The sequence below is a fragment of the uncultured Selenomonas sp. genome (assembly GCA_905372355.1).
GTDB lineage: Bacteria > Bacillota > Negativicutes > Selenomonadales > Selenomonadaceae > Selenomonas.
The window spans coordinates 13,971-34,854 of record CAJPOT010000002.1 but is presented as its reverse complement, the minus strand read 5'-3'; the positions used below and the strand labels follow the sequence as shown (position 1 = coordinate 34,854).

The 20,884-nt window shown below is 53.5% G+C and carries 17 protein-coding genes; 1 reads left to right on the top strand and 16 read right to left on the bottom strand.

Annotated elements, in window-relative coordinates:
- Positions 1-3 precede the first annotated feature (3 nt).
- The 5 genes from QZ177_RS01220 to QZ177_RS01200 all read right to left on the bottom strand — a co-directional run bounded on the left by QZ177_RS01220 (position 4) and on the right by QZ177_RS01200 (position 6,130).
- Positions 4-699 carry a DUF2993 domain-containing protein gene (locus QZ177_RS01220; protein WP_294175240.1) on the bottom strand — a complete coding sequence of 232 codons (696 nt, stop codon included), beginning with the start codon at positions 697-699 and terminating at the stop codon, positions 4-6.
- Between the two features lie 16 nt (positions 700-715).
- Positions 716-1,823 (bottom strand): peptide chain release factor 2 gene (prfB, locus tag QZ177_RS01215; protein ID WP_294175239.1). Its coding sequence is split into 2 segments (ribosomal slippage): positions 716-1,753 and positions 1,755-1,823, totalling 1,107 coding nucleotides; the frame shifts between segments, so codons are not numbered across the junction.
- A gap of 86 nt (positions 1,824-1,909) precedes the next feature.
- Positions 1,910-4,438, bottom strand: coding sequence for a preprotein translocase subunit SecA (secA, locus tag QZ177_RS01210; protein WP_294175238.1), 2,529 nt, complete (start codon positions 4,436-4,438; stop codon positions 1,910-1,912).
- Between the two features lie 127 nt (positions 4,439-4,565).
- On the bottom strand, positions 4,566-5,474 hold the full coding sequence (locus tag QZ177_RS01205; protein WP_009645962.1) for a YitT family protein: 909 nt from the start codon (positions 5,472-5,474) through the stop codon (positions 4,566-4,568).
- On the bottom strand, positions 5,474-6,130 hold the full coding sequence (locus tag QZ177_RS01200) for a hypothetical protein (RefSeq protein ID WP_294175237.1): 657 nt from the start codon (positions 6,128-6,130) through the stop codon (positions 5,474-5,476). Before QZ177_RS01200 ends, QZ177_RS01205 begins: the two co-directional genes overlap by 1 nt.
- Before the next feature lie 333 nt (positions 6,131-6,463).
- Between QZ177_RS01200 and lexA the strand changes: the two genes are divergently transcribed.
- Entirely contained in the window at positions 6,464-7,078 is a 615-nt protein-coding gene (lexA, locus tag QZ177_RS01195) for a transcriptional repressor LexA (protein ID WP_009645923.1), read from the top strand.
- Positions 7,079-7,155: 77 nt separating this feature from the next.
- Here lexA and QZ177_RS01190 read toward each other — a convergent pair whose 3' ends face one another.
- The 11 genes from QZ177_RS01190 to QZ177_RS01140 form a co-directional block, all read right to left on the bottom strand.
- Positions 7,156-8,403 carry a methionine gamma-lyase family protein gene (locus QZ177_RS01190; protein ID WP_294175236.1) on the bottom strand — a complete coding sequence of 416 codons (1,248 nt, stop codon included), beginning with the start codon at positions 8,401-8,403 and terminating at the stop codon, positions 7,156-7,158.
- Between the two features lie 15 nt (positions 8,404-8,418).
- Positions 8,419-9,108: a hypothetical protein gene (locus QZ177_RS01185; protein ID WP_294175235.1), complete on the bottom strand. Its 690-nt coding sequence runs from the start codon at positions 9,106-9,108 to the stop codon at positions 8,419-8,421.
- A gap of 72 nt (positions 9,109-9,180) precedes the next feature.
- Positions 9,181-9,756 carry an orotate phosphoribosyltransferase gene (pyrE, locus tag QZ177_RS01180; protein WP_265071579.1) on the bottom strand — a complete coding sequence of 192 codons (576 nt, stop codon included), beginning with the start codon at positions 9,754-9,756 and terminating at the stop codon, positions 9,181-9,183.
- A complete protein-coding gene (gene pyrF, locus QZ177_RS01175; RefSeq protein WP_294175234.1) occupies positions 9,753-10,472 on the bottom strand; it encodes an orotidine-5'-phosphate decarboxylase in 720 nt (239 codons plus the stop codon). The genes pyrE and pyrF overlap by 4 nt, the downstream gene beginning before the upstream one ends.
- A gap of 59 nt (positions 10,473-10,531) precedes the next feature.
- Positions 10,532-13,762, bottom strand: a complete 3,231-nt coding sequence (gene carB, locus QZ177_RS01170) for a carbamoyl-phosphate synthase large subunit (RefSeq protein WP_294175233.1) — start codon at positions 13,760-13,762, stop codon at positions 10,532-10,534.
- A gap of 2 nt (positions 13,763-13,764) precedes the next feature.
- Positions 13,765-14,838: a glutamine-hydrolyzing carbamoyl-phosphate synthase small subunit gene (carA, locus tag QZ177_RS01165; protein ID WP_009645921.1), complete on the bottom strand. Its 1,074-nt coding sequence runs from the start codon at positions 14,836-14,838 to the stop codon at positions 13,765-13,767.
- Entirely contained in the window at positions 14,835-16,145 is a 1,311-nt protein-coding gene (locus QZ177_RS01160; protein WP_265071581.1) for a dihydroorotase, read from the bottom strand. The genes carA and QZ177_RS01160 overlap by 4 nt, the downstream gene beginning before the upstream one ends.
- Positions 16,129-17,088: an aspartate carbamoyltransferase catalytic subunit gene (locus QZ177_RS01155; protein WP_265071582.1), complete on the bottom strand. Its 960-nt coding sequence runs from the start codon at positions 17,086-17,088 to the stop codon at positions 16,129-16,131. Before QZ177_RS01155 ends, QZ177_RS01160 begins: the two co-directional genes overlap by 17 nt.
- Before the next feature lie 210 nt (positions 17,089-17,298).
- Entirely contained in the window at positions 17,299-18,912 is a 1,614-nt protein-coding gene (locus QZ177_RS01150) for an MBL fold metallo-hydrolase (RefSeq protein WP_037369986.1), read from the bottom strand.
- A gap of 26 nt (positions 18,913-18,938) precedes the next feature.
- The gene (locus QZ177_RS01145) at positions 18,939-19,511 is read right to left on the bottom strand and encodes a UbiX family flavin prenyltransferase (RefSeq protein WP_050992514.1); all 573 of its coding nucleotides are present in this window, start codon (positions 19,509-19,511) and stop codon (positions 18,939-18,941) included.
- A 76-nt stretch (positions 19,512-19,587) separates the two neighbouring features.
- Positions 19,588-20,796, bottom strand: coding sequence for a VanW family protein (locus QZ177_RS01140; RefSeq protein WP_294175232.1), 1,209 nt, complete (start codon positions 20,794-20,796; stop codon positions 19,588-19,590).
- Between the last annotated feature and the right edge of the window lie 88 nt (positions 20,797-20,884).

Below are 20,884 nucleotides of genomic sequence, written 5' to 3'. Positions count from 1 at the left end.
ATCCTACTCCTCATTCCCTCCGGCAGAGAGGCGCACGACGATGGCGCCCTTCCTATGTTCGACGCTCTCGATTCGCGTCTTCAAGGGCAGTGCATCGAGCTTCGCGATCTGAATGTCGCCGAAAATGTCGCCGAGATTTGCCTTGCCGATCAAGGCGTTTTTGATGTCGAGCCGCGTCATGTGAAAGTACAGCGCCTGCGCGTCCTCGACGATCTTCCCTTCGAGCACGACATCCGCCATGCGCCCGAAGATCTTCACTTCCGCTGTCGCATGCACGCCATCTTCGTCAATCGTCACCTTGATGTTGTCAAGCTTGTCGATGCGCTTCGCCAAAAGATTGCGCAGAGCATCCTCGGAAACGACGCCCGTGAGTTTCAAATCCTCGGCAGAAATGAGATGCACGCGGTGATCGAGGAAAAGATCTCGCGACGAAAAATGCACGCCGCTTCCTGTCAGCTGCACGCGCTCCATGCGCAAATCGCCGATGCGAAGCCCCTTCGCATCAATCTTGAGAGTGTCGACCTGTCCCAAGAGGAACAGGATGCCGGGCGTGCTCTCAAGCGTCACCTCGGCGCTCTCTGCTCCGCGATCCCTGAGCATCGTCTCTGCTGTCTGCCGCGCCCATGCGGGCAGCAAAGTTTCGCCAAAGACGAGAAGGATTGCCGCAGCGCCTGCAAAAAGCATCAAAAGTTTGCGCAAAACATCACCCTAAATCTCAAATCTCATGATTCGCCTTAGCTGCGAGGAAGGCCTCGATGAAGGCGTCGAGATCGCCGTCCATGACCGCCTGCACGTTGCCCGTCTCCATGCCTGTGCGCATGTCCTTGACCATCGTGTAGGGCTGAAATACGTAGGAGCGGATCTGGCTGCCCCACTCGATCTTTTGCTGATCGCCTTCGAGCTTCTGAATCTCGGCTTCCTTCTTCTCCTGCTCCAATTCAAAGAGCTTGGCGCGCAGCATCTTCAGGCACTGTTCGCGGTTCTGCAGCTGCGAGCGCTCGTTCTGGCACTGCACGACGATGCCCGTCGGCATGTGCGTCATGCGCACGGCGGACGACGTCTTATTGATGTGCTGACCGCCCGCACCCGAAGCGCGGTAGGTGTCGACACGCACGTCCGCCATGTTGATCGCGACCTCGACAGCATCGTCGATCTCGGGCATGATGTCGCAGGCAGAAAACGACGTATGACGACGCGCATTGGAATCGAAGGGCGAGATGCGCACGAGGCGATGCACGCCCTTTTCCGACTTCAAATACCCGTAGGCGTTGTGCCCATTGATGAAGAGCGTCGCACTCTTGACGCCCGCCTCGTCGCCGGGCAGCAGATCTGCCGTGACGACGGAAAAGCCGTGGCGCTCCGCCCACCTGCCGTACATGCGCAGAAGCATCTGCGTCCAATCCTGCGCCTCCGTGCCGCCCGCGCCCGCGTGCAGCGTGAGAATCGCATTGTTCGCATCATAAGGGCCGGACAAGAGGACTTCGAGCTCCAGTTCGCGCACGGCAGTCTTAATGGTATCAAACTCCGCCTGCACCTCAGGCTCAAGGCTCGTATCATTTTCTTCCAGCGCCATTTCAAGAAGCGCATGTGCATCGTCCGTCTTGGAGACGATCTCCTTGTACTTGTCGACGCTTCCCTTGATTGCGGCAAGTTCCTGATTGATCTTCTGCGCTTCTTCCGCATTGTCCCAGAAGGTCGGCTCACCCATCTTGTATTCGAGTTCGGCTATCTTTTCTTCCTTTCTGGCGACGTCAAAGTGAATCCCCCATTTCCTTGAGCTTCGCTTGCATCGCCAAAATCTCCGGTTTCCAATCTTCGAGCATCTTGTCACATCCTTACGTAGTAGCGCTTTCCCTCACGGGAAATCTATTCCTTATCGCTGCTCTCCCGCAAGCGGGAAAGTTCTGTCTCACTTGTTCCTGCCGCAGCAATTCTTGTACTTCTTGCCGCTGCCGCACGGGCACGGATCGTTGCGCCCGATGTCACTCTTGTTGCGCTGCGGCTTCTTCTTCGTCTCGGCGGCACTGGATTCCTCGCCGTGCGAGGCGCGCGCCGTCTGCAGGCGGTCTTGGAGCTGCTGCTGCTCCTGCGTCACGATGCTCACGCGGTACATGAGCTTTGCGATGTCCGTTTGAATCGCAGATTCCATTGCCTCGAACATGTCGAGCGCCTCGATCTTGTACTCGACGAGCGGATTCCTCTGCCCGTAGGCGCGCAGGTTGATGCCCTCACGCAACATGTCCATGCGATCGAGATGCTCCATCCAATGATTATCGACGACGCGCAGCATGACGACCTTCTCAAGCTCGCGCATGTTCTCCTCGCCGAAGAGCTGCTCACGCGCCGCATAGGCATCGCGCGCCGTCTTCTTAAGCGTTTCTTCCAGCTCATCGCGGCTCATCGCCTCAAGCTCTTCCTTCTTGAGCTTGCCCTCGGGCGCGTAGATCTTCTCCGCGTCCTCGATGAGTCCGTCGAGCGTCCACTCCTCAGGATATAGCTTCGCGTTCGCGTACTGATCCATCTCGCTCTCGATGATCTTGTCGAGCATGAAGAAGATGTTTTCCTTGAGGTCTTCGCCGCGCAGAATCTTGCGTCGCTCCGCATAGATGACCTCGCGCTGCTGGTTCATGACATCGTCGTATTCGAGGACGTGCTTGCGGATGTCGAAGTTCCTGGCTTCGACCTTCTTTTGTGCACGCTCGATCGAACGCGTGATGAGTTTGTGCTCAATCGGATCGTTCTCGTCCATGCCGAGCCGATCCATGATGGAGGCGATATTGTCCGACGCGAAGAGACGCAGAAGGTCATCTTCCAGCGACAAGTAGAACTTCGACCGGCCGGGATCGCCCTGGCGACCCGCGCGGCCGCGCAGCTGGTTGTCGATACGCCGCGATTCGTGGCGCTCCGTGCCGAGGATGTAGAGGCCGCCGAGCTCCTGCACGCCATCGCCGAGCTGGATGTCCGTGCCGCGTCCCGCCATGTTCGTCGCGATCGTCACGGCGCCCCGTTGACCTGCGTCCTTGATGATCTCCGCTTCCTTCTCGTGGTATTTGGCATTCAGGACGTTGTGCTCGACGCCGTGCTTCTTCAAGATGGCGCTGAGCTCTTCCGACTGCGTGATGGACGTCGTGCCGATGAGGATCGGCTGTCCCGTCTTGTGAATCTCTTCGACCGCCTGTCCGACGGCACGGTATTTCGCACGCTTCGTCTTGTAGATGGCGTCCGGCTCGTCGACGCGCTGCACGGGACGGTTCGTCGGCACGACGACGACGGGCAGCTTGTAGATCTTGAGGAACTCGTCCTCTTCGGTCTTCGCCGTGCCCGTCATGCCGCCGAGCTTGTCGTACATGCGGAAGTAGTTCTGGAAGGTAATCGACGCGAGCGTCTGGCTCTCGCGCTGAATCTTCACACCTTCCTTCGCCTCGATCGCCTGATGCAGTCCGTCCGAATAGCGGCGGCCCACCATGAGACGACCCGTGAATTCATCGACAATGATGATCTCATCATCGCGCACGACGTAGTCGCGGTCGCGCTTCATCAGAGCTTTGGCACGCAGAGCTGCCGTGAAGCAGTGCGAGAGCTCCAGATTCTCAGGCGCGTAGAGGTTCTTGATGCCGACGATGCGCTCCACCTTCAAGACGGCTTCATCGGACGGCGCAACGGTCTTCTGCTTCTCGTCAAGCTTGTAGTCCTCGCCCTCCTTGAGCTGAGCGACGGCGCGTGCCATGACAGCGTACATGTCCGTCGACTTCTGCCCGGGACCTGAGATGATCAAAGGCGTTCTCGCCTCGTCGACGAGAATCGAGTCGACCTCATCGACGATAGCATAGTGGAGGTCGCGCTGCACCATCTGCTGCGGATGGATGACCATGTTGTCGCGCAGGTAGTCGAAGCCAAACTCGTTGTTCGTGCCAAAGGTGACGTCGGACGCATAGGCGAGCTTTCGCTCAGGGAAATCCATGTCGTGCGCAATGAGGCCGACGGAGAGTCCGAGGAAGCGATAGACGCGCCCCATCCACTCGCTGTCGCGCCGTGCGAGATAGTCGTTGACCGTGACCATGTGCACGCCCTTGCCTTCGAGCGCATTGAGATAGACGGGCAGCGTCGCGACGAGCGTCTTGCCCTCGCCCGTACGCATCTCCGCAATCTTGCCCTCGTGCAGGCAGATGCCGCCGATCATCTGCACGTCGAAATGACGCATGCCAAGGACGCGCCTCGACGCCTCGCGCACGACGGCAAACGCCTCGGGAAGCATATCGTCGAGGCTCTCGCCGTTTGCGAGACGCTCCTTGAACTTTCCCGTATGGCCTGCAAGCGCATCGTCACTGAGGCTTTCGAGCGCCTTTTCGTGACCGTTGATGACGTCGACGATGCCGCGCATCCGCTTGATTTCCTTATCGTTGTTATCTCCCAGGAATCGCTTGATGAATCCGAGCAATCCGTATCACTCCTCGTTCCCGCAGCCGCCTTCGCGGCGCAGACTGATGATAGAGAGCGCCTTGCGGCGTCCCTCCGAAAGTATTGAACACCTATCCTAATGATTCTAGCAGACAATCGCCCATAAGTCAAAAAATCCTCTTGCTTCGTTCCTTGAGCATCGCCTTCAGATGCATGCCGGGCATCGTGAAGCCCCTGCCCATGACCTCGTTCGCCGAAAGAACGATCATGAAGGCGTTCTTGTCGATGAGATTCGCGATGAGCTTGACCTTGCTGATCTGCGTGAGTGAGCAGACGAGGAAGAGCACGTTGCGCTCCTTGCGTGTAAACGCGCCCTGCCCATGCAGAAACGTCACGCCGCGCCCGACCTCGCAGATGATTGCCTCCGAAATCGGCTGTACATGGTCGGAGATGATGAGCACGACCTTGCGGCTGTTGAAGCCCGCGACGACCCGATCCGTCACGGCAGAATTCATGAACATGCAGATGAGCGTGTAGAGCGCGGGCATGACGCCGAAGAGCGCGGCGGCCAAGAGCATGATGACGCAGTTGAAAGCAAAGATCACGCTGCCCATGTTCAAAGAGTAATACTTCTTCACGATGGCGGCGACGATGTCGAAACCGCCCGAACTGCCGTTCATGCGGAAGATGATGCCATAGCCGATGCCGTTCAGCACGCCGCCGAAGATCGCCGCGAGCATCGTATCGGGCACGGGCGCATAGACATTCAAGAAGCGCGTTGCATCGACGCAGAAAGAAAAGAGGACCGTGCCAAAGGCGATATCGAGCGTGTACTCGCGCCCAAGTGTCTTGTACGCCGCCGCGAGAAGCGGCAGATTGTACAGAAACATCTGCACGCCGATGGGAAGCGAGAAGAGATAGTAGAAAATCATCGCAATGCCCGCGATGCCACCCGACAAGAGGTGCGCGGGCACGACGAAGAGGTTGATCGACGAACTGCTGATGAGACAGCCGAGCAGGATGCCGAGATAGCGGAAAACACGCCCCTTCAATGTCAAACTCCTGAGATGGAGCATCAAGATACCTCCCTTTCGCGGCCTTCCCAGCGAAGCGTCGGTGTCTTATCTTTTGCCAGTGCACTCATGTCAATATCCCTGCCTTCCATGGAAAGCGCATGGAGATCCGTGTTCTCCCATTCGCTTCTCTCCTCATCCGTCAGAGCGTCCGCCTCTTCCTCCGTCAGCGGCAGGCTCGTCAAGCGCCACGAGCGCAGACTGCCGTTCGTCGCATCAACGCTGAGAATGAGCCGCTGGCGCTGATCTTGCGGATTCTCGTAGACATAGCAGACGCTGCCGTCAAGAAACGTGCGCTCCTTCTCGCCGAACGTCGCGCGAATCTTGTACGCAGTCGCGCCGTAACGCACGCCTGCACGCGCCGTATAGTCCTTGCTCTTGACGAGTATATCCGCGACCTTGCCCGTATCGGCAGAAATACCGACTTCGTAGCCATCGGGGAATGTATAATAGCGCATGTGGATGTCCCAGACCATGCGATCCTTGTCAAAATCTGGCTTGCCGAAAGCCACGAGCATCTTCTCCTCCGAGTCGCCGAGCGCTATACCCTTGACGGTGAAGTCCTCAGGCATCAAAGCGCCCTGCGCCTCTGCCGCCATCGGCAAGACAAGAAAAAGTCCGAGAAAGAACACCACCCATAAACCATGATAGAGCCGCATTTTTTCACCATCCTCATACTGAATATCGTATTGCATCAAGATTCGCGAAAGTGCTCCCTTGGATTCTATAACACGAGCGCACAGTTGTCAAAAGAGGAAATACCTCAAACTGCGACTAATGTGATAAGGTTAGTTGTAAAATGAAATCGGACCCTTAAAAAGGGCAAACAGAAGCACCTGCAGTAGAACGTTTTCAATAAAACAACGCCGAAAGAAGTATCCTGCATGTTCCATGAACATTCTACCACATATTGTTTTATAGCATAAATATGACATGTCTGTTATAATGGAAGCAACGGATTGATTTTCTTTATTTACATCTAGGTGATTGAAATGAAACGACGTCATACTTCGGCAGAGTGGCAGCAAACGATTTTTTCTTATATCAAAGACTTCCTGGCGAAAAAAGGTTATCCGCCATCTGTGCGTGAAATCGGCGATGCTGTAGGATTGAAATCCAGTTCCACGGTTCATGGTTATCTCGCAAAAATGGAAGAATCGGGGTTAATAAAGCGAGATCCCGCAAAGCCCAGAGCCATCGACATCCTTGAGGATAAGCCATGGGAGCGAAATGTCTCCGTTCCCCTCGTCGGCGTTGTGACTGCTGGCATCCCGATTTTGGCAGAGGAAAACATAGAGGATGTATTCTCGTTTCCTCAGGGACTCATCGGCACGCACAGCAAAGTCTTTGTTTTACGCGTGAAAGGACGCAGCATGATCAATGCGGGGATTCACGACGGCGATTTTGTCTTTGTCAAACAGCAGGAAACAGCAGACAACAATGACATCGTCGTCGCCTTGGTTGATGATGGCAGTGCTACCGTCAAGCGATTTTTCAAGGAGAAGGACTGCATACGCCTCCAGCCGGAGAATGACGAAATGGAACCATTCTACGAAAAAAATGTCAGGATTCTCGGAAAAGTGATTGGTACATATCGCCGTTTCTAGGGAAACATTGACGATTCAACACGGCTGTATCGTCTCCAAACGCCAGCTAGGAAAAATATTCCTAGCTGGCGTTTTCGTTATTCTGCAGAAAGCTGCCTGATTTCTTCGGCGGCTCCCAGAATGCCGAACATGACTTGCTCAAAGGTCAGACCGCCTTGCAGATAGACATTGTACGGCGGTCTCAAAGGCCCATCGGCGCTGAATTCGATGGACGCACCTTGCACGAAGGTTCCTGCCGCCATGATGATTTGATCCGTATATCCCGGCATATCCCAGGGCTCGGGTTTTACGAAGGAATCAACTGGCGAGTACTTTTGGACGCCGCTGCAGAACGCCACGAGTTTTTCCGCTGTGCCAAGTTCGATTGCTTGGATGATGTCTCCCCTCTCGTCGCTTATTCTCGGATATGTCATATAACCAAGGTTTTCAAAAATACCTGCAGCAAATAACGCGCCTTTGAGTGCCTGAGATACCACATGAGGAGCAAGAAACAAACCTTGGAAGAACAGACGGTTGTTGACGAGAGATGCCCCCAATTCTGCCCCCATGCCTGGAGCTGTCAGGCGATAGGAAGCAAGCTCTACGAGATCCTCGCGGCCAACGATATAACCGCCTGTGGGCGCAAGTCCTCCGCCCGGATTCTTGATCAGGGAGCCGGCCATGATGTCGGCGCCTGCTTGCGTCGGCTCAAGGGATTCCACGAACTCGCCGTAGCAGTTGTCAACGAAGCAAATACAGTCGGGTCTGAGACGATGGACTTGATGGCAAATTTCTCGAATATCTTCGATGAGCAATGTAGGGCGTTTGCTGTAGCCGCGTGAGCGCTGGATCAAGACCATCTTGGTTCGTTCATCGAGCACATCGGCAATTCTTTCCACATCCACGCGCCCTTCGGTCAAGGGGAGTTCATCGTAAAGGATGCCATACTCTTTCAAGGAGCCTGAACTGGACGCCGTATAGCCGATGACCGTCTGCATGGTATCGTAAGGCGTCCCTGTCAGTGATACAATTTTATCGCCAGGACGCAAAATGCCGAAGAGAACGGTAGCCAGAGCATGCGTACCGGAAACAAACTGCGTGCGCACCAAAGCGCTTTCTGCGGCAAAGACCTTTGCATAAAGTTCTTCAAGTTTGCTCCTGCCAATATCATCATAGGCATATCCCGATGATGTATTGAAGTGTATATCGGACACCTTGCATTCGCGCATTGCAGTAAGAACTTTCAAGGTGTTTTCTTCGCTCATTTGCTCGATTCTTCGAAAGGAAGGCGCAAGTTCGTCCAAGATGCGTTCCTTCAATGTAAGAAGTTCTTTTGAAAACGACATGAAAGGGAATTCCTCCTATCCTTGTTGTTCCGTTGCCTTTTGTCGAATATCTTGCAGACGTGCAGCAAGATGATGTTCCAGCTTTGTGGCGAGTCCTGCAAGATCGTGTGAATCAAACAGGTAATTGATTTCAGGAATGCCATGCACCCTTCCCTCACCGAAAAATTCATCGCGAAAAATATTGTAATAAATGACGAAGTTGCTCGCGATGGAAAAGTCAGAATAATCCAAGATGATATACGAGCCATTTGTGATTTTCAGAGGCTTTTCCGGCGCAATGAACAGCTCGAAGCCCTCCAATTCAGTGGGAAGGCTCCTTCCGTATTCCCATTCCATAATTTTTTTCTTGCATACAATGCTGCTGATGGTCTTCGGGTCGAATGTAACCAGTTCCACAAGCAGCTTCCTCAAATGCTCATCAAGGCGTTTTTCAAAAGCAGCAATATTCGGAGCGATAAACTCGATGCGGCAAAAATTCGTCAGACCAATCTGCACGCTCAGCTTATATTCCTTCGTTTCTTCATGATAATATGCCGAAGCGGCACGATGCATGGCGTTGTTCTCATAGGAAAACAACGCATATATGTCCTCCTCGACATGCATATCCTTTCGATAAGAAAAACCTTCAAGTATTGGAGGAAGTCGTTTCAGATATGCCCAATCACAAACATCCGTTTCGACTTGTTGAATAGTTTCTTCTTTCAAAACAGTCTCCCAGATCAAAATATGTGAAGAAGACAGGAGGCGCCGCCGCGCTCCTGTCTTCTTCCGTCACAGTTATTTTCCAGTCCTGCCGCGCTTCGTCAAAGGCGTCCCCTCTTTACAGAGCGGGCATTCCTCCGGCGCGTACGCTTCGACATCCATGTGCAGAAGCGCCGTACACGGTACCCCGTCGAATTGCACCTTGCCGTTGCTGCGATCCACAAGCATGGCTACAGCCACGGGAATCCCCCCGAATTCGCGCACCACATCGATGACTTCTTTGATGGAGCCGCCCGTCGTGACGATGTCTTCTACAATCAGGACACGCTCCCCTTTTTTCAGCGAGAAACCACGGCGAAACGTCATTTTTCCATTCTCACGTTCCGTGAAAATGGCTCTCGTGCCAAGCGCTTTTCCTGTTTCGTGTGCCAGGAGAATACCACCCGTCACAGGTCCTACAACCGTATCAATATTCTGATCTTTGAATTTTTCCGCCATCGCTCTGCACAGAAGTTCCGTATATTTCGGATGCTGCAGTACATTGAACTTCTCCACATAATGCGGACTGTGCAATCCCGAGGTTAGGAGAAAATGCCCGTGCATGATGGCGTTGGTCTTTGTCAGCAAGTCCTTGACTTCAGCTTCCGTCATGACTTCACGCTCCCCATTTCCTTCAGGATGTTTTCCGCAGCATGTTTGGGATTGAGCGCCGAACGAATCGGACGTCCGACAACGAGGTGCGTGGCGCCGCTGCTCAGGGCAATTGCCGGCGTCGTGATGCGGCTTTGATCGTTGATGGCTGTGCCTGCGGGACGCACTCCAGGCGTGACAATCAAAAAGTCCTCGCCGCATGCCTGTCGAATGGTTTCCGCTTCCATTGGCGAGGAGACGACGCCATCAAGACCTGCTTCCTGCACGAGCTTTGCCATATGAACCGCCTGATCGTCAAGATCCATATCCGGCCACATCCTGCTCCAATCCTTCAGGCTGATGCTGCTCAAAATCGTCACGGCGACAAGCTTGGGCCTTTCAATGCCGAGCTTTTCTGCCTCATCCTTGACCGCTTCGAGCGCCTTCTCCATCATGACCATTCCGCCCGTAGCGTGGACGTTGATCATATCGACGCCCAGATGCGTCAAGACGCGCAGAGCATTAGCAACCGTATTGGGAATATCATGGAGCTTGAGATCGAGGAACACCTTCTTGCCCTTGTCCTTAAGGTACGCGATCACCTCGTCGCCCATGCTGTAAAAAAGCTCCATGCCAACCTTGTAGAATCCCACACTGTCGCCCAGAGTTTCGACAAGGTTATGAACCTCATCCATGGAATGAACATCCAAAGCTACAATCAATCGTTCATCTGTCATTTCCTATCCCTCCCACTTTCTCCCATTGTACTATAAAACTTTGCTGCCGACAAGACGACTCACGCGAGGTCGTCGCCGCCGCCGACATAATCTTGCAATGCCAAAGCATAGACAAGACGACGCTGCTGCATGAAGGAGAGCACGCGAAGCACTTCCCACGCCGTATCCAACGAGGTCAGGCAGACGATGCCGTGTTCCACCGTCGCACGGCGAATCTTGAAGCCGTCACGCGCAGAACCCTTGCCTTGCGTAAGCGTATTGACAACCATTTGAATCTGACCGGTCTTGATCATCTGGATGATGTCCGTACTGCGCTCATGCACTTTTCCCACCACATCTGAGTCTATTCCGACGGATTGTATGGCACGCGCCGTTCCTTCCGTCGCAGCAATCTGGAAGCCCAGCTCGGAGAAAGCCTTCGCCAGTTGCTTCAACTCCTCTTTGTCCTTATCTGCAACAGTGAAAAGGATGCGGCCGTTCTTCGGCATGTTCATGCCTGCGCCCGTAATCGCCTTGTAGAGCGCTCGTGCGTAGTGATAGTCGATTCCCATGACCTCGCCCGTAGATTTCATCTCCGGTCCGAGGGAAATATCGACATCCTGCATTTTGGCAAAGGAAAATACGGGAGCTTTGACGGCAACGTACGGTTTGGGCGGCACAAGACCGGAGAAGTAGCCCATCTTCTCCAAAGAGTGCCCCATGGCTGCACGCGTCGCCAAATTGACCATCTTCACATCCGTGACCTTGCTCAAAAAAGGAACGGTGCGGCTCGAACGCGGATTGACCTCGATGACATAGACCTCATCGTTGACCACGACGTATTGGATGTTGAGCAGCCCCTTGACATGGAGGTTCAATGCCAGTCTCTTCGTATAGTCGATGATGGTGTAAAGAACACGTGCGGGAAGCGTCTGCGGTGGATAGACGGCGATGCTGTCACCCGAATGGACGCCGGCGCGCTCGATATGCTCCATGATGCCTGGGATGACAACCGTCACACCGTCGCATATACCGTCAACTTCGACTTCCGTTCCCTGCATATAGCGATCAACGAGAACGGGATGATCGGGCGTGACCTTGACCGCGCGGTTCAAGTAGTCGCGCAGCTCCTCTTCCTTGTAGACGATCTCCATCGCCCTGCCGCCGAGGACATAGGACGGTCGCACCATGACGGGATAGCCGATGGCAGCGGCGCCTTCGACAGCAGATTCCACATCGGTGACGCTGATTCCTTTGGGGCAAGGAATGTTCGTTTGGCGCAGCACTTCTTCGAAGCGCTCTCGATCCTCCGCACGATCGATGTCGTCCACGGAAGTTCCAAAGATATGCACGCCCGCCTTTTGGAGCGATGCAGCGAGATTGATGGCCGTCTGCCCGCCGAACTGCACGATGACGCCTTCCGGCTGCTCCTTGTCGACGATGTTCAAGACGTCTTCCGTCGTCAACGGTTCAAAGTACAGGCGATCAGAGATGTCAAAGTCCGTGCTTACCGTCTCCGGATTGTTGTTGATGATGATGGCTTCATAGCCCATCTCTCGCAGCGCCCATACAGAATGCACAGAGCAGTAGTCGAATTCGACGCCCTGTCCGATGCGGATGGGGCCTGAGCCGAGGACGATGATCTTCCTCTTCGTCGTTTCCGTCTGCACTTCATCTTCCTGCGCATTGAATGTCGAGTAATAATACGGCGTCATTGCTTCGAACTCTGCCGCACATGTATCGACCATCTTGTAGCAAGGCAGAAGTTTCATCGCCTTGCGCATCGTGCGGATTTCATTCATCGTCTTGCCTGAAAGTTCCGCAATGGACGCGTCGGAAAGTCCGATTTTTTTTGCTTCTATGAGATGTTTTGGGGTAATCTCCTCTTGGATGAGCCGTATCTCGACGTCAGCGATGCGCTTGATCTTGCGCAGAAACCACCGGTCGATTTTTGTGATATCATAGATTTCGTCTACATCAGCTATGCCTCTGCGGAATGCTTCGGCGATTGCGAAAATGCGTTCATCATTGATTTTTGACAACGATTTTCTGAGCTTCGCGTCGCTCCAATCGTCCATCTCAGGCAGGTGCAGACGCTTTACGCCAATTTCCAGCGAGCGTGCCGCTTTCAGGATAGCGCCCTCAAAATTGCGGTCGATGGACATGACTTCGCCCGTCGCCTTCATCTGCGTGCCGAGGGTGTGATCGGCGAAAATGAATTTGTCGAACGGCCAGCGCGGAAACTTCACTACACAATAATCAATGGACGGCTCAAAGCACGCCTTTGTCTTCTGCGTCACGGCGTTCGTGATTTCATCGAGTGAATAGCCGATGGCAATTTTGGCGGAAACTTTCGCAATGGGGTATCCCGTCGCCTTCGACGCCAACGCCGAGGAACGGCTGACGCGCGGATTGACCTCGATGACATAGTAGCGATCACTGTTCGGATCGAGTGCATACTGCGCGTTGCAGCCGCCTTCGATATTCAGCTCACGGATGATGCGGAGCGACGCACTGCGCAGCATTTGATAGTCATGATCGGAAAGCGTCTGCGTCGGCGCAACGACAATGCTGTCTCCCGTATGAACACCGACGGGATCGAAGTTCTCCATGTTGCAGACCGTGATGCAATTGTCATTGCCGTCACGCATGACTTCATACTCAATTTCTTTCCAACCGGCAACGCTTCGTTCAATGAGCACCTGGCCGATCATGCTATACTTAAGTCCCTTGATGACCGTTTCGACAAGTTCTTCTTCGTTTTCGGCAATGCCGCCGCCCGTGCCGCCCATCGTGTAGGCAGGGCGCACGATCAGCGGATAGCCGATCTCGTTGGCAAACCCGACAGCCGATTCCACATCCTCGACGATCGTGCTCTCCGGAATCGGCTCTTTGAGTTTCTGCATCGTTTCCTTGAAAAGCTCGCGATCTTCCGCCTTCTTGATCGCCTCAAGGCTTGTTCCCAAGAGTTCGACATGATATTTTTCCAACACGCCTTTTTCGGAGAGTTTGACGGCAAGATTCAGACCGGCTTGCCCGCCAAGGGTAGCAAGGAGTCCGTCGGGCAATTCTTTGGCGATGATTTCCTCAAGGAACTCCACCGTCAAAGGCTCGATATAAACGCGGTCGGCAATATGCGTATCCGTCATGATCGTTGCCGGGTTGCTGTTGACGAGAACGACTTCAAGGCCTTCTTCTTTCAAGGAGCGGCATGCCTGTGAGCCGGCATAATCAAACTCCGCCGCCTGTCCTATGATGATCGGACCGGACCCTATGACCATGACCTTTTTCAAATAATCTTTTTTTGGCATGGTTACTTTTCCTCCTTGAGAAGTGCGCGAAACTGCTCAAATAAGTAGCGGTTGTCCGTCGGCCCTGGCGACGCCTCGGGATGATACTGCACCGTGAATACGGGAAGCTCTGTATGGCGCAGTCCCTCCACCGTCCCATCGTTTACGGCGCGATGCGTGACCTCCAGCGGCAGTCCCTGCAGAGACGATTCATCGACGGCAAAGCCATGATTCTGCGATGAGATGTGCACGCGGTTCATCGCCAAGTTTTTGACGGGTTGATTCGAGCCGCGATGACCGAATTTCAATTTATATGTATCGGCTCCCATGGCGAGCGCAAAGAGCTGATGCCCGAGGCAAATGCCGAAGATGGGCTTTTTGCCGATGAGCTTTTTGACTTCTGCGATGATGTCCGGTACATCCTTGGGATCGCCGGGACCGTTGGACAGAAATACGCCATCTGGATTCATGGCAAGTATTTCTTCCGCCGATGTTTGTGCCGGCACAACGGTGAGATGGAAGCCAAATTCATGCAGGGAGCGCAGGATGTTCTGCTTTATGCCGAAATCCATGACGACGACCCGCAGCGCATCCGCACTGTCCGCGGCCATGACATACGTTTCTTTCGTCGTCACCGTTGCCACAACGTCCTTTTGAATTTCTCGGGAAAGCATCCTGTTGATTTCCTTTTGCGTTGTGTTTTCCGGCACGATGACGCCCTTCATCGCACCGGCAGAGCGAATGTGGCGCGTCACAGCGCGCGTATCGACGCCATGCAGGCAGGGCACGCCCTGCTCGCGCAGGAAGTCCGCCAGCGCTCCTTCCGACTGCCAGTTGCTGCCGACATCACAAAGCTCCGCTATAATGAAACCGTTGACAAAGGATTTGCGCGATTCCATGAAGCTTTTCGCCACGCCATAATTGCCGATCAGCGGATACGTCAAGGTCACAATCTGGCTGCAATACGACGGGTCGGTCAGAACCTCTTGATAGCCCGTCATGCCCGTATTGAATACGACTTCGCCGAATGCTTTCGCTTCATCCAGCAATTCACCGGAAAAGGCGCTGCCGTCCTCTAAAATCAAATTCCCCTTCATCCAACATTCTCCTTTTTTGAGGCGAGGACATTTCCATCGCGCATCACAATGCGGCCATCGACCACCGTCATCACCGCTCTGCCTTTCAGGCGACGCCCAACATAAGGCGAGTGCGTGCCGCGCGTATAGAACTTGTCGGCATCCACCACCCACTCTTTTTCGAGATCGATGACCGTGATGTCCGCCGGCATTCCCGCTTCCAAACTGCCTGCGTTCAAGCGAAACAATGCAGCAGGCGCTGAAGTCATCTTGGCAATGAGCGTGGACAAATCCATTTTCCCCTTGTGGTAAAGCTCTGTCAGCAAAAGCCCCAACGTCGTTTCAAGACCTGGAAAACCGCTCGGCGCATACATGTATTCCCGATCTTTTTCCTCCTCGGCATGCGGCGAGTGATCGGAAACGATGATGTCGATCGTGCCGTCCTGAAGCGCCTCAAGCATGGCGTCGACATCCTTCTGCCCACGCAGCGGCGGATTAACCTTGGTGGAAGAATCCAGCGGATTGACACAGGCATCCGTCAGGATGAGGTGATGCGGCGTAACTTCCGCCGTGACCTTGACACCGCGCCGCTTCCCTTCGCGCACAAGCTCGGCAGAACGTGCCGAACTGATGTGCGCAACATGGACGGGCGAATCGACATATTCTGCAAGCAAGATATCGCGCGCCACAGCGATATCTTCCGCCACGGTCGGACGCCCCTTCATGCCGAGCATCGCGCTGCGATGCCCTTCGTTCATGACACCTTCTTCGATGAGCGAGAGTTCTTCATCATGATCGATGATGATCTTATCAAAATTTTTCAGATAATCCATGCCATTCATCATGACCTTGGCAGACTTCACATAGTGTCCGTCATCGGAAAACGCCACGGCTCCAGCGAGGCTCATATCGCCCACTTCTGCAAGCTCTTCGCCCTTCTGTCCCTTTGTCAGCGCTCCGATGATTTCGATGTGAACGAGGCCGACCTCTTTCGCCCGCGTCTGCAGACTGCGCACCAAGGCGGCGGTGTCTACGACAGGGCTTGTATTTGGCATAGTGGCGACCGTCGTGAAGCCGCCTGCAGCCGCCGCCTTCGAGCCGGACAGGAAATCCTCTTTTGCTTCCTGCCCCGGCTCACGCAGATGCGTGTGCATATCAATGAGGCCGGGAACGAGAACCTTGCCGCTGACATCGACGATTTCGGCCTCTTCATCCACCACATTCTTGTCAACCTTTTGAACAATGCCGTCCTCGACGAGAATATCCAGTTTTTCATCTACGCCATTCTTCGGATCTACGACGCGACCGCCCTTAAAGATCTGCTTCATTCTGCTTTCCTCCCATCAATGCCAGAGCCAAGAGCGCCATGCGAACTGCCACGCCGTTCTGCACCTGCTCCTGTATGGCGGAATGGCTGCTGTAAGCTACACGCGGTGATATTTCCAGTCCCTTGTTCATCGGACCCGGATGAAGTACAAGTACGTCCTCCTTAGCAAGCTTCAGCCTTTCCTCATTCAAACCGAAGATGCGTGCGTACTCACGCATGGAAGGGAAAAGACCTGCTTTCTGCCTTTCAAGCTGAATGCGCAGCACATTGATGACATCAGCATCGCGGATGGCATCTTCTATACACTCATGCACGAAGATTCCCGGTTCTTCTTTGAGAAAGCGCGGCAGCAATGTTTTCGGTCCGGCCAGATGAACCTCCATCCCCATTTTTCGCATGCCCCATAGATCGGAGCGCGCCACGCGGCTGTGCGAAATGTCGCCGATGATAGCGACCTTCAGCCCTTGCAAGGTATTCTTGTACTGCAAGATGGTGAACAAATCCAACAAGCCCTGTGACGGATGTGCATGCGCTCCATCGCCCGCATTGATGATCACGGGTGACACAACCTGTGTCGCATAAGCCGCCGCACCTTCAGCCTTGTGGCGCATGACGATGGCGTCAACTCCCATGGCTTCAACCGTCAGCAGCGTATCGCGCAGACTCTCCCCCTTGACGATGCTGCTCGTCCCCGCTGTGATATTGACGACATCAGCGCCGAGATACTTGCCCGCCAACTCGAAAGAGGAGCGCGTCCTCGTGCTCGGCTCATAGAACAATGTGACGATTGACTTTCCTCGCAATGTGGGAAGTTTCTTGATATCCCTGTGGATCACATTCTTCATGCCTTTGGCAGAATCAAGGACAAGCTGGATTTCCTCCGATGAGAAATCTTCCAGTCCTAAAATGTTCTTGCCGCGTAATGAAACAGGATTCTTGCTCAAGCGAATCACTCCCTAAGTGCTTGTAAGACAAAAAGCTTTCTTATGCAAGGCATAAGAAAGCTTTTTTGCATGGCAACGATGCGGTTCATGCCGCCGCACCCTTATGGCTTCCTTTATCAGCCTCACAGGACCAATTTCAAAGGACATCTCTATACATTTTATTCGACTTGAATCTTATCACATGTCCTCTGCGCTGTCAACGAAAACCCATCAGAGATTGAACGTCGCAAAAAGCTTCTTCATATAGTTCCAGCCCTTCTGCACCGTGCGGACGACAACCTCCATCTGCTGCGGATTGCGCACAACGTACTGCAGCAGGCGACGTCTCTGCTGGCGATAAGTGGAATCAACCGTGCGCAGGAAGTCCTCCATTTCCTTTTCGACGGAAACTTCCGGCAGATGAGACTCATGAATCTCATGTTCACGCCCCGTCATGACGATGGAATCACCAAAGAACGGAATATATGTCTTGAGCTTGAATCGCTTCTCGATTTGTTCGGCAAGCGATTCCGAGGCCGACGGCTCACCATGGACGACGAATACGCGCGCGGGATTCGGCTCCTGTATGGGCGCGAGCCAATCAAGAATCTGGTTCATATCTGCATGGGCGGAAAACCCTTCCAGCATTTGAATATTGGCTTTGACTGCGATTTCCTCGCCCATGACCTTGACTCGTTTCACGCCGTCGATGAGGCGTCTGCCCAAACTGCCTTCCGCTTGGTATCCGACAAAGAGAATCGTTGACTCCGGTCGCCAAAGGTTGTGTTTGAGATGATGGAGAATGCGCCCGGCATCTGCCATGCCGCTCGCCGAAATGATGACGGCGGAGCTCGCCTGCGAATTCAAAGCCCGCGATTCTTCTGCAGTCTCGCAGATGCGCAGATGCGGCATTTGCGGCAAGCCGCCGCCGTGCTTCGCCAACAGCTCTACCGTCGTCTCGTCAAACTCCTGCATGTTTTCCATGAACACGCGCGTAGCAGCAATCGCCATGGGGCTGTCCAATATGATGGGAACATCCTCCATGCGCCCTTCCTTCCAAAGCTTATAAAAATAATAGAGCAAGGTCTGCGTGCGTCCGACAGCAAAAGCTGGGATGATGAGATTGCCGCCGCGCTCCATCGTGTCCTGCACGGCTTCCAGGAGGGCTGCTTCCTTATCGTAGAATTGATGCAGGCGATCACCGTATGTCGACTCAAGCAGCAGATAATCCGCCCCTTCGATGATCGTAGGGTCTTTGATGATGGGCTGATCGGGCTGACCTAAATCGCCGGAAAACACGAGCTTCGTCTTCTTCCCGTTCTCTTCCACGTACATTTCCACGATGGCAGAGCCAATGATATGACCGGCATCACGAAAGCGCACTTCGATGTTGTTTTCTACGCGAAACAATTCGTTGTAAGACTTCGGCACAAAATGCTTCAGCGACGCTTCTGCATCTTCCATCGCATAGAGCGGCTGAATCAGCGTATCGCCGCTGCGCTGAATCTTGCGGTTCAGAACCTCCGAATCGTGCTCCTGTATATGGGCGGAATCCGGCAGCATGATATGCGCCAACTCGCAGGTCACTTTCGTCGCATATACAGCCCCCTTGAAACCCTCTTTATAGAGTTTCGGCACAAGACCGCAATGGTCGATATGTGCATGTGTCAAAATCACGCAGTCGAGTTCAGCAGGATTGAAGCAAAACTCCTTGTAATTCAACTCGCGTATGCGGCGACCGCCTTGAAACATGCCGCAGTCCACCAAAACTTTCCGCTCCTCGCTCTCCAGCAAATAGCAAGAGCCGGTAACTGTATGAGCAGCCCCTAGAAATGTCAATTTCACTTCGCTTCACTCCTCTGCATCATCTCTCAAAGTCCCTGCCACGGACGATATGCCTTTGCCATAAGCCCGAAAGGGGCAAGCAGTCTTGCCGCTGCTTGCTGCACCATGTCTTCTATGGTTTTAGGTTGATTGTAAAACACCATCATGGGCGGCACGATATGAACCGTCGGCAAAAGCGACAACTCATGCATATTGCGCAAATGAATCGGACTCAATGGCGACTCGCGAACCGCGAGGACAAGCGTCCTCTTTTCCTTGAGCATCACATCCGCCGCTCGCAGAAGGAGATTGTCGGCGTATCCGCCATGTATGCCGGCGAGCGTTTTCATTGAACAAGGCACGATGAGCATACCTGCCGTAAGGTAAGAACCGCTGGCAGGCCCCGCACCAATTTCGTCAATCTCAAAAGTTTCATCCGCAAGTTCGGCAACATCGGACACTTTCATTTTTGTTTCATGCTGAAGCGTGAGCTCTGCCCCACGAGTCATCAGCAAGACAGAAGAAAAACCCTCCTCCTTGCGAATGAATTTTAGGCATTCAATCAAGAGCGGCAAGCCGCTCGCTCCAGTGGCTCCGACAATGATTTTTTTCTTTTCCATAAGCATATTTCCTCATTGCGATAGTGAAAGAAGGATTCTGCTGGTCTCACTGTCATCGGTATTCCCTTGCAGCAATCTACGAATAAGAATCCGTATGCAGGTATTCCCTCTCGACGACCTGCCCGTTAGCACTGTAAATGCGATATACCGAAGGTCGCCTGCTTGAGCCGACCGTTTCAATAGAGATGTGCTTCCCTTGAAGATCTGCCTGCGTACCAAGCACTTGCACCGTAATTTTTCTGCCATCTGCACTTGCTAAAATATAAACATTATGCGGCAGAGGATTCATGAATTGAAAATCAATCAAATCATCCGCCACCGTCGCATCAAGCCCCGGAGGACAATACGAAGACGGAATGAAATGCGAAAACCTCTCTGTCGGATTGAGACCTGCCAAGAGAATCGCATTGTAAAGCGTCGAACTGACCTGGCAGACACCGCCGCCAATACCCGGAACAGACTTTCCGTTTACCAGAACCGCAGCATTTTTATAGCCGGCATTTGCGGTACGCGTTCCCACGATGTTGTTGAAAGAGAAGTTTGCTCCGCTGCGAATCAGGACGCCGTTGAGCTGCTGCGTCGCTATGGCAATATTGTCCCCACGCGCACCGTGACGATAATACGTCGTATAAGTTCCAAGCACGGCATTGACGTTGGCGACATCCTCCGTACGGACAAACGGGGGATTTTCTTCCAAAGGCAGCTCGAGGTTTGCCGCCTGCATTTCTTTCAACGGCTTATCCAATGCCTTCAATGAGGCGGCTATGTCGAGCTTCTTCCCCGATTTTCCCGGAATGTGGTGAATCGCTCCGTTGGCGCCGATTTCACATGCCGCATTGACCGGTTGAACGAGGAGTTTTTCCGCTATCCCTTCCAATTTCGCCTGCAGGAGCGATTCGTCATAACTTGCCGTAAAAGGAATATTGCATCCGTAAATAGCATTCTTGATCTGCGTCACTGCCTGTAATACAAACGTCCCCTCACGCCCGGAATTATAGGCCTCTTCGGCAGCGGCAGCCGCAGCAGGCTGCAGATTCACTTCCTGCGGTTGTATTTTCCACACAGCGCCGTTGCTTCTTAAAGAAACCGTCTGACTGGCAAGTTTCTTCTTCCCCAACTGCGTAAAATACTGCTCCGCCTCCTTCTGCGTCAAGCCAAACAAGGAGCGCCCCTCACTCTGCACTCCGTAGAGGATGCGTCCGCGGCAGGAAGTATGATATGCGAAAATACCGCTCGCCAGCAACGTGAATATAACAAGCAGGGATGTTGCAAGGATGAAATTCAATCGGGAAAATCTCATCGTTCGTTTTCGCCCCTTCAAATAAATAATATAAAATCCATTTTATTTATTTCGGTGTTCATTCGATTATTCC